Annotated in this window: 14 protein-coding genes and 1 tRNA gene; 9 read left to right on the top strand and 6 right to left on the bottom strand. The window is 59.9% G+C overall.

Going from position 1 to position 13,108, the window contains the following annotated elements; translation table 11 throughout:
* Position 1: 1 nt before the first annotated feature.
* On the bottom strand, positions 2 to 1,279 hold the full coding sequence (locus tag RHIBUN_RS0111885; RefSeq protein ID WP_025659744.1) for a 4-aminobutyrate--2-oxoglutarate transaminase: 1,278 nt from the start codon (positions 1,277 to 1,279) through the stop codon (positions 2 to 4).
* Between the two features lie 199 nt (positions 1,280 to 1,478).
* Here RHIBUN_RS0111885 and RHIBUN_RS0111880 point away from each other — a divergent pair, with 199 nt between their 5' ends.
* The 3 genes from RHIBUN_RS0111880 (at position 1,479) to RHIBUN_RS0111865 (ending at position 4,756) form a co-directional block, all read left to right on the top strand.
* On the top strand, positions 1,479 to 2,285 hold the full coding sequence (locus RHIBUN_RS0111880) for a MerR family transcriptional regulator (protein WP_025659743.1): 807 nt from the start codon (positions 1,479 to 1,481) through the stop codon (positions 2,283 to 2,285).
* A gap of 73 nt (positions 2,286 to 2,358) precedes the next feature.
* On the top strand, positions 2,359 to 2,982 hold the full coding sequence (locus RHIBUN_RS0111875; protein WP_025659742.1) for a ribonuclease D: 624 nt from the start codon (positions 2,359 to 2,361) through the stop codon (positions 2,980 to 2,982).
* Positions 2,983 to 3,211: 229 nt separating this feature from the next.
* Positions 3,212 to 4,756, top strand: coding sequence for a hypothetical protein (locus RHIBUN_RS0111865; RefSeq protein WP_025659741.1), 1,545 nt, complete (start codon positions 3,212 to 3,214; stop codon positions 4,754 to 4,756).
* 84 nt (positions 4,757 to 4,840) lie between these two features.
* Here RHIBUN_RS0111865 and rpsA read toward each other — a convergent pair whose 3' ends face one another.
* The 3 genes from rpsA to RHIBUN_RS0111850 form a co-directional block, all read right to left on the bottom strand.
* Complete coding sequence (gene rpsA / locus RHIBUN_RS0111860) at positions 4,841 to 6,544, bottom strand: 30S ribosomal protein S1 (protein WP_018855368.1); 1,704 nt, start codon at positions 6,542 to 6,544, stop codon at positions 4,841 to 4,843.
* 166 nt (positions 6,545 to 6,710) lie between these two features.
* Entirely contained in the window at positions 6,711 to 7,358 is a 648-nt protein-coding gene (gene cmk, locus RHIBUN_RS0111855; protein ID WP_025659740.1) for a (d)CMP kinase, read from the bottom strand.
* Between the two features lie 8 nt (positions 7,359 to 7,366).
* Entirely contained in the window at positions 7,367 to 8,008 is a 642-nt protein-coding gene (locus RHIBUN_RS0111850) for an FMN-binding negative transcriptional regulator (protein WP_025659739.1), read from the bottom strand.
* Between the two features lie 240 nt (positions 8,009 to 8,248).
* Between RHIBUN_RS0111850 and RHIBUN_RS0111845 the strand changes: the two genes are divergently transcribed.
* The 4 genes from RHIBUN_RS0111845 (at position 8,249) to RHIBUN_RS0111830 (ending at position 10,610) form a co-directional block, all read left to right on the top strand.
* The gene (locus tag RHIBUN_RS0111845) at positions 8,249 to 8,635 is read left to right on the top strand and encodes a TIGR02300 family protein (protein WP_018855371.1); all 387 of its coding nucleotides are present in this window, start codon (positions 8,249 to 8,251) and stop codon (positions 8,633 to 8,635) included.
* Between the two features lie 150 nt (positions 8,636 to 8,785).
* Positions 8,786 to 8,861: transfer RNA gene (locus tag RHIBUN_RS0111840), tRNA-Ala, on the top strand.
* Between the two features lie 188 nt (positions 8,862 to 9,049).
* Positions 9,050 to 9,760, top strand: coding sequence for a YoaK family protein (locus RHIBUN_RS0111835; protein ID WP_025659738.1), 711 nt, complete (start codon positions 9,050 to 9,052; stop codon positions 9,758 to 9,760).
* A gap of 64 nt (positions 9,761 to 9,824) precedes the next feature.
* Positions 9,825 to 10,610, top strand: coding sequence for a YdcF family protein (locus tag RHIBUN_RS0111830; protein WP_025659737.1), 786 nt, complete (start codon positions 9,825 to 9,827; stop codon positions 10,608 to 10,610).
* 5 nt (positions 10,611 to 10,615) lie between these two features.
* Here the strand turns inward: RHIBUN_RS0111830 and RHIBUN_RS0111825 are convergent, their stop codons facing one another.
* Positions 10,616 to 11,098: a hypothetical protein gene (locus RHIBUN_RS0111825; RefSeq protein ID WP_018855374.1), complete on the bottom strand. Its 483-nt coding sequence runs from the start codon at positions 11,096 to 11,098 to the stop codon at positions 10,616 to 10,618.
* A 123-nt stretch (positions 11,099 to 11,221) separates the two neighbouring features.
* On the opposite strand from RHIBUN_RS0111825, the gene RHIBUN_RS0111820 reads away from it, so the two are divergent.
* Positions 11,222 to 11,857 (top strand): trimeric intracellular cation channel family protein, encoded by a 636-nt coding sequence (locus RHIBUN_RS0111820; RefSeq protein WP_025659736.1) that lies wholly within the window; start codon positions 11,222 to 11,224, stop codon positions 11,855 to 11,857.
* 2 nt (positions 11,858 to 11,859) lie between these two features.
* Here the strand turns inward: RHIBUN_RS0111820 and irrA are convergent, their stop codons facing one another.
* Positions 11,860 to 12,279 carry an iron response transcriptional regulator IrrA gene (irrA, locus tag RHIBUN_RS0111815; protein ID WP_018855376.1) on the bottom strand — a complete coding sequence of 140 codons (420 nt, stop codon included), beginning with the start codon at positions 12,277 to 12,279 and terminating at the stop codon, positions 11,860 to 11,862.
* A 305-nt stretch (positions 12,280 to 12,584) separates the two neighbouring features.
* Between irrA and fabA the strand changes: the two genes are divergently transcribed.
* A complete protein-coding gene (gene fabA, locus RHIBUN_RS0111810) occupies positions 12,585 to 13,100 on the top strand; it encodes a 3-hydroxyacyl-[acyl-carrier-protein] dehydratase FabA (RefSeq protein ID WP_016552232.1) in 516 nt (171 codons plus the stop codon).
* Positions 13,101 to 13,108: the final 8 nt, after the last annotated feature.

The raw sequence follows: 13,108 nt of genomic DNA, 5'->3' as shown, positions 1-13,108 counted from the left end.
CCTACTTACCGCTTGCCTCGAGGATCGAGGCTTCCAAAATGTCGAGCGCTTCGCCAAAGACACTATCCTGGATCGTGATCGGGGCGAGGAAACGGATGACGTTTCCATGCACGCCGCACGTCAGCAGGATCAGGCCTTTCTCAAGCGCAATCAGGCGAACCTTGTTGGCGAAATCGGCGCTCGGCAGCTTCGTCGTCTTGTCGTTGAACTCGACAGCGTTCATGAAACCCGGACCGCGGATATCGACGATTTCAGGCACCTTTTCGCGCAGTGATTCCAGGCGCTGCTTCAACCGGTTGCCAAGCTGATTGGCGCGATCGCAGAGATCTTCGTCCTTGATGACGTCGAGGACTGCGTGAGCCGCAGCGATGCCAAGCGGATTGCCGCCATAGGTACCGCCGAGACCGCCCGGTCCGGGCGCATCCATGATCTCGGCACGACCCGTGACGGCGGCCAGCGGGAAGCCGCCAGCGAGGCTCTTTGCCATCGTCATCAGGTCGGGTGCGACCTCGTGATGATCCATCGCGAACATCTTGCCGGTACGAGCAAAGCCGGTCTGCACCTCATCGGCGATCAGGAGGATGCCGTGTTGGTCGCAGAGTTCGCGCAGCGCCTTCATGAAGGCGACCGGCGCCGGGTAGAAACCACCCTCGCCCTGAACTGGCTCGATAATGATGGCGGCAACACGCGCCGGATCAACATCGGCGGCAAACAGCTTCTTCAGCGCGGCCAGCGACTGAGCCGGCGTCACGCCATGCAGCTCGACCGGGAACGGGACATGGAAGACATCGCCCGGCATTGCGCCGAAACCGACCTTGTAGGGCACGACCTTGCCGGTCAGCGCCATACCCATGAAGGTGCGGCCATGGAAACCGCCGCCAAAGGCAATCACGGCGGAGCGGCCGGTCGCGGCACGGGCGATCTTCACCGCATTCTCGACGGCTTCGGCACCTGTTGTGACGAAGATCGTCTTCTTCTCGAAGTTGCCGGGCGTCAGCGCATTGAGACGTTCGGCCAAGTGGACGTAGCTCTCGTAAGGCACCACCTGGTGGCAGGTATGGGTGAAATGATCGAGCTGATCCTTGACGGCGGCGATCACGCGCGGGTGACGGTGACCGGTGTTGAGGACGGCAATGCCGGCCGCGAAGTCGATATAGCGTCGACCCTCCTTGTCCCAGATCTCGGCATTTTCTGCGCGATCTGCATAGATCTGCGTCGTCATGCCAACGCCACGCGAGATTGCGGCATTCTTTCGGTCTGTGAGGGTGGTCGCGGCCATCGGTGCGTTCCTGCTCTGGAATGGATGAACTATCTTGCATAACTTCGGCAAGACATGTAGAAAATTCCTACATTTTTCCTGCAAGAATGCAAGCGGCATTTACCGCTTCAAACTGCCGTCGTTTTCAGCGATGGTCGTCGAAGAAAAACTAGGTCGAACAAGACCTCAAGAAGACAAACGAACCGGGAATATTTGGCTTATGAACAACGATATGCCCGTGCGCTACAAAGTGGCGGAGGCGGCAAAATCAGCAGGCGTTTCCGCATCGACCTTGCGCCTTTGGGAAAGCCAGGGCCTCGTCGTTCCGGACCGGTCGGAAACCGGGCACCGGCAATACAGCGCCGAGGACGTCGCACGGTTAAAAAAGATAGCCTGGTATCGAACCGAGCGCGGACTCAATCCGGCAGCCATTCGCGAGGCATTGGAAAGCGAGGAACCATCTGAAAATTCGGATACGTCTGACGCCTCGGATCTAGGTCGGCGGCTGCGCAGTCTGCGCCACGGCGCCGGCAAGACACTGGATCAGGTTGCCGGTGACGTTGGCATTGCTGCCTCGACACTGTCGACGCTCGAACGCACCTCTCAGGGGGTGAGTTTCAAGACGTTGCACGACCTTGCGGCATATTATGGCACCACGGTTTCCAGGCTTTCTGGGGAAGAGCGCGACGACATGCCCGAGGTCGTCCGCGCCGGCGCTTGGCGCACATGGCCGGAAACGACGCCAGGTGTCACGGTGCAGCTTCTGGCCGAGGGCCGCACGATGATGGATTGCCACCGTTTCGTGCTCGCACCCGGTGCGGCGAGCGAAGGCGCCTACCGACACGAAGGGGAGGAGTTCATGCACGTACTCTCCGGGAGGCTGGAGCTGGTCCTCGATTCCGATCAGTTCTTCGATCTCGGACCCGGCGATTCGCTCTATTTCGAAAGCCGTCGCTATCACTCCTGGCGCAACCGTCACGATGGCGAAACCGTCCTCATCTGGATCAATACACCGCCGACATTCTGAGCCTTGGCGGTATCGCCCGCCATGGCTTTGCGCTATAGGCCACAAGTGACAGTTCGAGTGTGAGATGAGATCGATGGCAGCCATCATACGATACCATGAAGGTGATATTTCCGCGGCAGATGCCGCCCGCTATACCGGAGCGATTGCCATCGACACCGAAACGCTGGGCCTTGTGCCGCGCCGCGACCGGCTGTGCGTAGTGCAACTCTCACCGGGCGACGGCACGGCCGACGTGATCCGCATCGCCGCCGGGCAGAAGGAAGCGCCGAACCTCGTGGCGCTGCTTGCCAATGGGCAACAGAAGATCTTCCACTATGGCCGCTTCGACATTGCCGTCTTGTTCCACACCTTCGGCGTCACCATGCAGCCGGTGTTCTGCACCAAGATCGCCTCACGTCTCTGCCGAACCTATACCGATCGGCATGGACTGAAGGACAATCTCAAGGAAATGCTTGACGTCGATATTTCCAAGACGCAGCAATCCTCCGACTGGGCTGCCGCAACTTTGTCCCCTGCGCAGCTGGAATACGCGGCCTCTGACGTGCTTTACCTGCACGCGCTGCGCGACAAGCTGACCGAGCGGCTGGTGCGAGACGGCCGCATCGATCATGCCAACGCCTGCTTCCAATTCCTTCCGACGCGCGCCAAGCTCGATCTGCTCGGCTGGGAAGAAGCCGACATTTTCGCCCACAGCTAAGACGTTTCTGGATTTTGCACGTATGGAACCGGGCGCGGCGATGCGCGTACCGGCCATTAGTAATTCGTTAACGCCGCTTCGTTAGATTATTTACCAATTTTTATGCATTCAACGGCGCGATGGAGCGCCGCGTCGGGCAGACCGAACTGCCGGGGAATGCAACGGGCCGGATGAGCGCGGCCTTCTTGTAGCCTGCCTTCACCGCACTTTACGAAAGAAGGAGCATGACATGTTGTCTCCGGCTCGTGCAGCGTCAAATGGAAGCCTTTCCTCCCAGAGCCAGACCGCGGCCGTCAGTACCGATGGCCTGGTGCGCGCGGCCAGCGCCGTTGCTCCCGTGCATCAGATTCAGGGCGCCGATCTCAATTCTTCTGTTGCCGGCAAGCTCAGCATTCTTCTGCTAGCTGTCCGGGCGCGGATGGTCGACGCCCTTCTCGATGTGCTCAGTGCCACGAGCGAGGCGCTTGCGACCCCGCGCGAGGACGACGAAACCGACCTAGCCTTTGCCTCCCGCCTGGCAGCTGCGATCGAGAAGCTGCCGCCGGCGAAGATCGAAAAAGTCGAGCGACAGCTTGCGATGCAAGGCCACGCAGTTCCGCTTCGCCTGCTTGCAGAGGCGCTCCGGAACCCGGCTGGACCGGAGGCTACCCGCATCGCCACCTGTCTTGAAACGATCCGCTACAAGGATCGCGATCTCGCCGCCCGCGCCGTGGTTCGCTCCTACGGCCAGAACGACGCCTCGCCGACGCGCCAGGAACAGCGGACGGAAATTCGCATCCATAGGGACAATCTTGCTGGGACTGCGCAGGTACCTCTGCCGACAAAGCAGGAACCGGAATCTGCACGGCCGCAGACCGCACTGGTCGCCGCGGCCCATATCGATGGCGGCGACGAGCGGACCGAACTCATCAAGAAGGATGCAGTCGCTGACGAACCGATCGTCAATCCGACCGCCAAGGCGTCCGCCGAAGAAACACTCGCGGAGCCTAATCAAGATGTGCAGGAGAGCGTGCCGCCCAGGCACGCCGCGGATCCGGCACGGGAAACCGTGCAAGCCGAGACCGCTCGGACAACGTCCAAGGGCGACCCGATCATTCCGAAGAGTTGGCCGGCGATATCAGCCTCGCTGTCGAACGATACCACGAAGCTGATCGTTACAATCATTCAGGACCAGGAAACGGAAGTGCTGCTGGAAGCCGCCGATCCCGATCCTGCGGTCGAGATCGATATCATCCTCGACGAAACGGTCCTCGCCGATCTGCCGGAAGAATTGACCACCCTGCCCGATCTGCATCCATTGCCCGAGGGCATTGCGCGCCAATCGCCCCTCATCGCGGAACAACCGGCAACCGAAGCGGCCGCAGCGGCGGCAAAAAGACACCCTGCCGCGGAACCGCCAGCACCCTTGACGGTGCAGCAGGCGATCGACGAGACCTATGCGCCGGTGCTCATGAAAATCGTCGAGGGCGTGCCGTACGCCACGCAGCCTTACGAGTTCTCGAAGGACGAGGCCGACAATAGTGGCGCCCACGCGATGTACCGCGAGGACCACAACGGCGGCGAGCCGTCGGAAGAGGAAGAGCGGCAGGGCGAGCCGTCGGACGACGACGAAACGGACATCCTGATGGACAGTGAGGCGGCTGCAGCGATTGCCGCCCGAGAAAGTCTGATCAAGGCCGGCACGCCGCCTCACCGCCCGGCGCCGGCCCTGCCAATCGCCGTGAGTGGCGACGAAGCCTATTCGCACTACCGACGCAAGGTCGACTGGGAATAGCTCGCCATTGCAACGACAGTACAGAAACGAAGAACCCGCCGGATCGCTCAGGCGGGTTCTTTTGTTCTTCAAGCCTGCTGGCGATTATTCGCCGCCGCGGTTCTTCAGAGCCGCGCCGAGAATGTCTCCGAGCGAAGCGCCGCTGTCGGACGAACCGAACTGAGCAACAGCTTCCTTCTCTTCCGCGATTTCCAGAGCCTTGATGGACAGCATGATCTTGCGGTCCTTCTTGGAGAAGTTGGTGACGCGGGCGTCAACAACCTGGCCAACCGAGAAGCGTTCCGGACGCTGCTCGTCGCGGTCGCGCGACAGGTCTGCGCGGCGGATGAACGACGTGATGTCTTCGTGGTCGACGAGCTTCACTTCGATGCCGCCGTCGTTGACTGCGATGACTTCGCAGGAAACGACTGCATTCTTGCGCAGGTCGCCCGAAGCTGCGGCTTCGCCGACAGCGTCCTTGCCGAGCTGCTTGATGCCGAGCGAGATGCGCTCCTTTTCGACGTCAACATCGAGAACGACCGCCTTAACGACGTCGCCCTTGTTGAACTCTTCGATGACCTGTTCGCCCGGACGGTTCCAGTCGAGGTCGGAGAGGTGCACCATGCCGTCAACATCGCCGTCGAGGCCGATGAACAGGCCGAATTCGGTCTTGTTCTTGACTTCGCCTTCGACTTCAGTGCCAGCCGGATGGTTGCGAGCGAATGCCGCCCACGGATTTTCCAGCGTCTGCTTGAGGCCGAGCGAAATACGGCGCTTGGACGGATCGACTTCGAGAACGACGACTTCGACTTCCTGGCTCGTGGACAGGATCTTGCCGGGGTGTACGTTCTTCTTGGTCCAGGACATTTCCGAAATGTGGATCAGGCCTTCGATGCCCGGCTCCAGCTCGACGAACGCACCGTAGTCGGTGATGTTCGTGACGGTACCGGAAATCTTCTTGCCTTCCGGATACTTGGCCTGGATGCCATCCCACGGATCCGACTCGAGCTGCTTCATGCCGAGCGAGATGCGGTGAGTTTCCTGGTTGATGCGGATGATCTGAACCTTGACCTGCTGGCCAATGGACAGGATTTCCGACGGATGGTTCACACGGCGCCATGCCATGTCGGTGACGTGCAGCAGGCCGTCAATGCCGCCGAGGTCAACGAACGCACCGTAATCGGTGATGTTCTTGACGACGCCGTCAACAACCTGGCCTTCTTCGAGGTTCTGAACGATTTCAGAACGCTGCTCGGCACGGGATTCTTCCAGAACCGTACGACGCGAAACGACGATGTTGCCGCGGCGCTTGTCCATCTTGAGGATTTCGAAGGGCTGCGGGTTGTGCATCAGCGGGGTAACGTCGCGGATCGGACGGATGTCGACCTGCGAACGCGGCAGGAAGGCAATCGCGCCGTCGAGGTCAACCGTGAAGCCGCCCTTGACCTGGTTGAAGATAACGCCTTCAACGCGCTCACCAGCTTCAAACTTGGCTTCGAGCTTGACCCAGCTTTCTTCGCGGCGAGCCTTCTCGCGCGACAGAACTGCTTCGCCAAGAGCGTTTTCGATGCGCTCGACGTAAACTTCGACTTCGTCGCCGACCTTGAGCGAGCCGTCCTTGGCCTTGGCGCCGAATTCCTTGAGTAGGATGCGACCTTCGACCTTGAGGCCGACGTCGACAACGGCAGAGTCCTTCTCGATTGCCGTTACGATGCCCTTGGTGACATAGCCTTCAGCCAGGTCGTGCTTGGCAAAGGATTCTTCGAGAAGGGCCGCGAAATCTTCGCGAGAGGGAGTAGCTACTGACATGTAATCTCCTGCATATCCGAATCCGGATACGTATGCGCCGGTTGGTTCGTGTTGAACGGGCCTGAACCCAGTCCGCTTCCTGTCGGGAAGCAATCCGGCGCTTGGACGGAATTTCAGGCTTAGTCTTCGGAAGCGGCCCAGGCAAAGCTTGGGCAAATCGCTCGAATTAGGTATTTCGGCTCAAAGCTGCATCGATGATCGACTTCGCAGCTTGAAACGCGGCCTCTATACTCATTTCCGACGTATCAAGCAAGTGCGCGTCTTCGGCTGGTTTCAAAGGGCTGTCGGCCCGTCCCATGTCGCGTTCGTCGCGGCGCTTGACGTCGTCGAAAATGGCATCGAAATCGGCAATTCCTCCCTTGCCTGTTATTTCGTCGTAGCGGCGTTTCGCCCGAACCTCGGGACTTGCCGTTACATAGAGCTTTACCGGCGCCGCCGGGCAGACGACGGTTCCGATATCACGGCCGTCGAGCACCGTTCCGGGCGCCTTTTCAGAAAACCGCCGCTGCGCCTCCACCAGTGCACGCCGCACCGAAGGCATGACCGCGATCTTCGAGGCCGCCTCGCCAATCTCATGCTTCGAAAGTATATCGCGATCGAGACCGGCCAGTTCAACCTCGCGCGCCATCTTTTCTGCCACCGCCTCGTCGTCGAGCGTCAGGCCGGCATCGAGCAAAGCCTTTGCCGTCGCGCGGTAGGTCAGCCCCGTGTCGAGATGATGAAAGCCGTAGGTCTCCGCGATGCGGCGCGAGAGCGTTCCCTTGCCTGCGGCTGCGGGTCCATCGATGGCGATTGTAAACTGTTTGGAGCTCATCTGTCCGTTCATGTCTCCGCCAATCCGCCGTAGCGGCGGACGAGATCGACCATGTCTTCCCGACCGGACTCTTCACCGAGACCGGCAACAACACCTTCGCGATCAGCAACCGGTCGGTTCTGGCTGACCTTCCACTTGCCTTCAATCGCTGCAATCTCGATTTCGACGCCGATGATGCCTTTCATCTGCGCGCGGATGAAATCATCAGGCGCATCACCCACTGCCCAAGGCCTGTCGCGTGGGCCTTCCTGTTGCGTGGTGATCGCGTTGATCTGCTGAAGCAGCCAGTCCGCGTCGTCGATGACACGGGCCCTGCCCCTGACCTGTACGATCGCGTAGTTCCAGGTCGGCACGACTTTACCGGTCTCCTGCTTCGTCTGGTACCAGGATGGCGTGATGTAGGCATCGGCGCCCTGGAAGACGGCGAGCACATCCGCGCCGGCGTCGATATCGCGCCACTGCGGATTGGCCTTGGCGAGGTGAAGGCGCAAGATCCCCTTTTCGGAGGCTGCGGCATCCAGATGGAAAGGGACCGAATTCGCCATCAAGCCCGAAGCACCCGCAGTGATCAGCATGCCGAGCGGATGTGCCCGGATCAAGGCGTGCTGGACACTCAAGTCTTCCTCACGAAAATGCGGCGGCTGGTACATTTTTCTCGCACCTATCCCGGCAGCCGGCCACGCGCCGATCTACCCTGCAAATGAACAATCGCCGGCTCACTATCACAAATGGCGGCGCCGGTCATCTGGCGCGCATGAGCGATGCATGAAGTTTGGCTTTGACATGCCGTGCTGCAACGATTATGGGGACCGGCTTATAAATTCCGAATAGAACGCCGGGTTTCACGGCATTTGCCGAATCTTGATTCGGCCATTCTCACGAGGCTAACAGTGGCGAAAGCTGAACTTGGAACGAAGCGTACCGATCCGGAAACCGGCAAGAAGTTCTACGACCTGAACCGGGATCCGATCGTTTCTCCCTATACGGGCAAGTCCTATCCGCTCTCCTTCTTCGAGGAAACCTCTGCTGCCGCAGCGGCTGAAGCCCAGGATGAAGAGGAAGTGGCAGAAGTCGATACCGAAAGCACGGAAGTCGAACTGGTCTCGCTCGAGGACGCTGATGAAGGCGCATCCGGCGACGAGATTCCAGATATGGGTGATGACGACGTCGAAATCGAAGGCGACGACGACGACACCTTCCTCGAAGCCGACGAAGACGACGATGACGACGACATGAGCGACATCATCGGCGTCACCGGCGACGAAGACGAAGTCTGATCGGATTAAGTCTCGGCCCGGACGAGAAAATTTCGCCGGGCCGATTTTTTTGGCTTGCTATCTCCAAAAACCGGAAGTAAGAAGCCGCCACTCCGCGAGGCAAGCGCTTCGCGAAGCATCCCAGGACCGGCCTAGCCGGACCACCTTGATGGGGCTATAGCTCAGCTGGGAGAGCGCTTGCATGGCATGCAAGAGGTCAGCGGTTCGATCCCGCTTAGCTCCACCAAATTTCTCCCGACACGAATAACACTGGCTGTTCGACGCGTTTGGAACCACTTTCGTCTTAACGGCTGTCGCGCCCGAGGACTGTTCGCTCGCGGTCATTTCCTCATACACTGCTTTGCCAAATTTTTAGCAACTGCGGGTATGTATGGTTCCGATGCCGACTGATCGGCAGCCTGGAGCCTTGGTTCAATGACACGAGAAAGACGGCGGCGCGTCATACACACGCGCAGAACGACGACCGGCCTGATGCTTGCCGGCGCGATTTCCTTTCTGGCGGGTATGACCGATGCGACCGGACTGGCGCTGACCGGTGATTTCGTGTCGTTCATGACGGGCAACACAACGCGCGCCGCCCTGTCGCTCGGCGGCGGCGATCTACGGCATGCGGCCATTCTACTCTCGGCGATCATGGTCTTCGTGCTTGGCAATGCAGCCGGGATCGTGATCGCGCATTTCGCGGACCGGCGCACCTTCGCCGTGCTTTCCTGCGTCAGCATCGCGCTGGCTACCGCCTCTCTCATGATGGGCGAGAGCGTGGCGATGCCGCGCTTCTATCTCATCGTCGCTTCGATGGGGATGGTGAACGCGGCCGTGGAGCAGATCGAGGGGCTGCCGATCGGGCTGACCTATGTGACCGGAGCGCTCTCGCGTTTTGGGCGTGGCCTTGGGCGCTGGATTATCGGCGACAAGCGATTGGAGTGGACGATCCAGATCGTACCGTGGGCCGGCATGTTTGCGGGCGCGGTGATGGGCGCGCTGCTCACACAGATCGCGGGTGCGGCGGCCCTGTGGGTGATTGCCGTCTTTGCGATGCTGGTTGCGCTCGCCTCTCTGCTCATCCCCAAACGCCTGCAACGTCGGTTTAACGCCACGCCACGTTCGGCGGTGCGCACGAAATGAAGTCGCAATAGAAGCCTATCGAATCAGATAGATGGCGGGCGGAAACCGCTGAAGGAAGACAACCTTGTTTCTCTTTTCAAAGCTCATCTGGATCTTCGGGCAGCCATTGTCGCTCGTTTTCCTTTTCTTCCTGTTTGCCCTGGTGACGGGCCTTGTCCGCTGGCATGCGACAAGTCTCGTTTCCTCGGCGATTGCGGGCCTGATTTTGTTCGTCACGCTCTACACCACCGTCGGCAACTACCTTCTGCAGGGTCTCGAGGATCGGTTTGTCAAACCGCAGGATCCGGCAAGCCTGCAGTGCATGATCGTCTTGGGCGGTGCATTCGAGAACGAGGTGAATACCGCCCGCCACGGAATAGAGCTCAATGCCGGGGCCGATCGCTTCGTCGAAGCGCTGCGCCTGGCGCAGAAATTTCCGCAGACGCGAATCCTGATTTCCGGCGGCGATGGGTCGATCTCCGGCATCTACGAAGGTGACGCGGCGATATCGGCGCGCTTCTTCCCGAAGTTCGGCATTGGCCGAGATCGCCTGGTCGAAGAAACGACATCGCGCACGACCTTCGAAAACGCGATGAACACCAAGGAGCTTCTGGCAAGCCAAGGTCTTTCGAACTGCCTGCTGATCACCTCCGGTTACCATATGCCGCGATCGGTCGGCATCTTCCGTAAACTTGGAATCGACGTCGTGCCGTGGCCGACGGACTACCGCACTGACGGGCGAGAAAGCCTTGGCTTCGATTTCACGCAGCCGAGCCGGAATTCCCAGAACCTGGCAACGGCAATCCGCGAATGGTTCGGGCTCGTCGGCTACTACCTCGCCGGCCGCACTTCAGAGCTCTATCCGGGCTGAACTAGCTATTTCTTGGAGATCGTCACGAACTTGGTGCCGCGCACACGGGCTGTGACGACACAAGGCTCCTTCGCCTTGTCAGCATCCGGACGATCGCAGAAACGCGGGTGCATCTTCATTGCCAGCACCATGTTGCCGAAGCGCTTCACGAAGTCATAACCGTAGACCTGGGCGGTCGCGATCATGAAATAGCCGCCCTCGGCGACCTGGAGATAGAAATTATAAGTGCAGCCGTCATCATTGCACTGCGGACCCTTCTCGCCGTCGCAGGTGAGCTCACCCTCGTTGACGACGGCGTCGATCAGGCCGTCATTGTTGATATCCTGGCGGAGGACGAAGCCGTCCGAAAATTCCGCCTTGGTGCACTGCTCCTGAAAGTGCTTCTTCTCATAGACCTCCGGATCCGAGATAAGCGATTGCTGTGCGAAGGCCGCAACGGGGGCGACGAGTAGCGCGGCAAGGTTCAGAGCGATCAGGAGCGTTTTCACGAAGGGTTTCTCTTTTGGTCGAATAAGGACGCTGTTGGCCGGACAGTTTGCTTGATCCGGCTTGCGCCGCCCTTGCCGCCGTGATTCATATTCGAAAGATACGCGCCGGTTCTGGAGGACTGCATGCCGCTGTTCGTCTATGTGGATTATGCCGGCGTTGCGCTTTTTGCGGCAACAGGCGCGCTCGCGGCCTCGCGGAAACAGCTTGACCTGATCGGCTTCCTGTTCTTCTCCATCGTCACGGGGACGGGTGGCGGTACGGTGCGCGACATTGTCCTTGGCCGTGTGCCGGTGTTCTGGGTTCTGAACCCGACTTACGTCATCGTCTGCTGCGCCATCGGCGTCCTGGTGTTCTTTACCGCCCACCTCGTTGAATCGCGCTATCGCTTGCTGATCTGGCTCGATGCCGTAGGGCTGTCGGCTTACTGCGTGATGGGTGCCGCGAAGGGCCTCGCCGCCACGGGCTCGCCAACGATCGGCATCGTGACCGGGACGTTGACGGCGACCTTCGGTGGCATCCTGCGCGATCTACTGGCCAACGAGCCGTCCGTGCTGTTGCGGCCCGAAATCTACATCACGGCAGCACTGGTCGGCGGCGGCATATTTACGGCTGCGAACGCACTCGACCTGCCGCTCTATGCGGCCTCTGCCGTCGGTGTCGTCGCGGCATTCTCAGTGCGCGGCGGCGCGCTCTATTTCGGTTGGACCTTTCCGACCTACAAGGCAAAGCCCGGCCGGCATCCTGATGATGTGATGTGAAATCAGCGCCGCTTCGCGCGCAGGCGGATCACGACGTCGACGTGGGCGATTTCCAGCCCTTCCGGCGGCTCCGGCAGATTGCCGATGGTCAGATTACTGACCGGGATATCCAGCACGTCGTTTTCGCCTTCGACGAAGAAGTGATGGTGGTCGGAGACGTTGGTGTCGAAATAGGTCTTGGCGCTTTCGACCGCGAGAACGCGGATCATCCCTGCTTCGGTAAACTGGTGCAGCGTGTTGTAGACGGTCGCCAGCGACACAGGCACTCCCGCCTGCACGGCCTCCTCGTGGAGTTCCTCGACCGTCAGGTGCCGATCGCCTTTGGCGAAAAGCAGGTCACCGAGCGCGACGCGCTGGCGCGTCGGACGAAGGCCGGCGTGTCTCAGCCGTGCCTCAATGGTAAGCGGGGCCTCTGCCACCATCCGACGAACTCCGGTTTAATCTAGCGTCAAGCAATCAGGTTTCATTAGCCATATAACTTTTGCGCAAAAGCGTTTCAATAGTTTCAATGGGGACAAAGAGTGCGAAAACGCCGCAAAATCGGGCTTTTGGCGCAATTAGTGCTGGCCGGGGGCTTGGCCTTCCTGTATGCGACCACCAAATAAGGCGCGCAGCCGGTCCTCCGGAGGTTGGATGAAGCTCAGTCATGCTTATGCTTCATTTTCCGCTGAACTTGGACTAAACGTTCACATCCATCGGCATAGTTGCGGGGGGAATTAGAGTTTTCATGGCGACGAAACAATCCAGCTTCAACTACGAGGAAATTCTGGCTTGCGGCCGCGGCGAACTGTTCGGTCCGGGCAACGCACAGCTTCCTCTCCCGCCGATGTTGATGGTTCATCGCATTACCGACATTTCCGAAACCGGTGGCGCCTTCGACAAGGGCTACATTCGCGCTGAATACGACGTGAAACCCGACGACTGGTATTTTCCCTGCCACTTCCAGGGTAACCCGATCATGCCCGGCTGCCTCGGCCTTGACGGCATGTGGCAGCTGACCGGCTTCTTCCTCGGCTGGCTGGGCGAGCCCGGTCGCGGCATGGCGCTTTCAACCGGCGAAGTGAAGTTCAAGGGCATGATTCGCCCGACCACGAAGCTGCTTGAGTACGGCATCGATTTCAAGCGCGTCATGCGCGGCCGCCTGGTTCTCGGCACCGCCGATGGCTGGCTGAAGGCCGACGGCGAAACCATCTACCAGGCAACCGACCTGCGCGTCGGCCTGTCCAAGGACAAAGAAGCCTGATTGCACCG

The sequence above is a fragment of the Rhizobium sp. IBUN genome, assembly GCF_000510625.1.
Taxonomy (GTDB): Bacteria; Pseudomonadota; Alphaproteobacteria; order Rhizobiales; family Rhizobiaceae; genus Rhizobium; species Rhizobium altiplani.
This window is presented reverse-complemented; position numbering and strand designations above follow the sequence as displayed.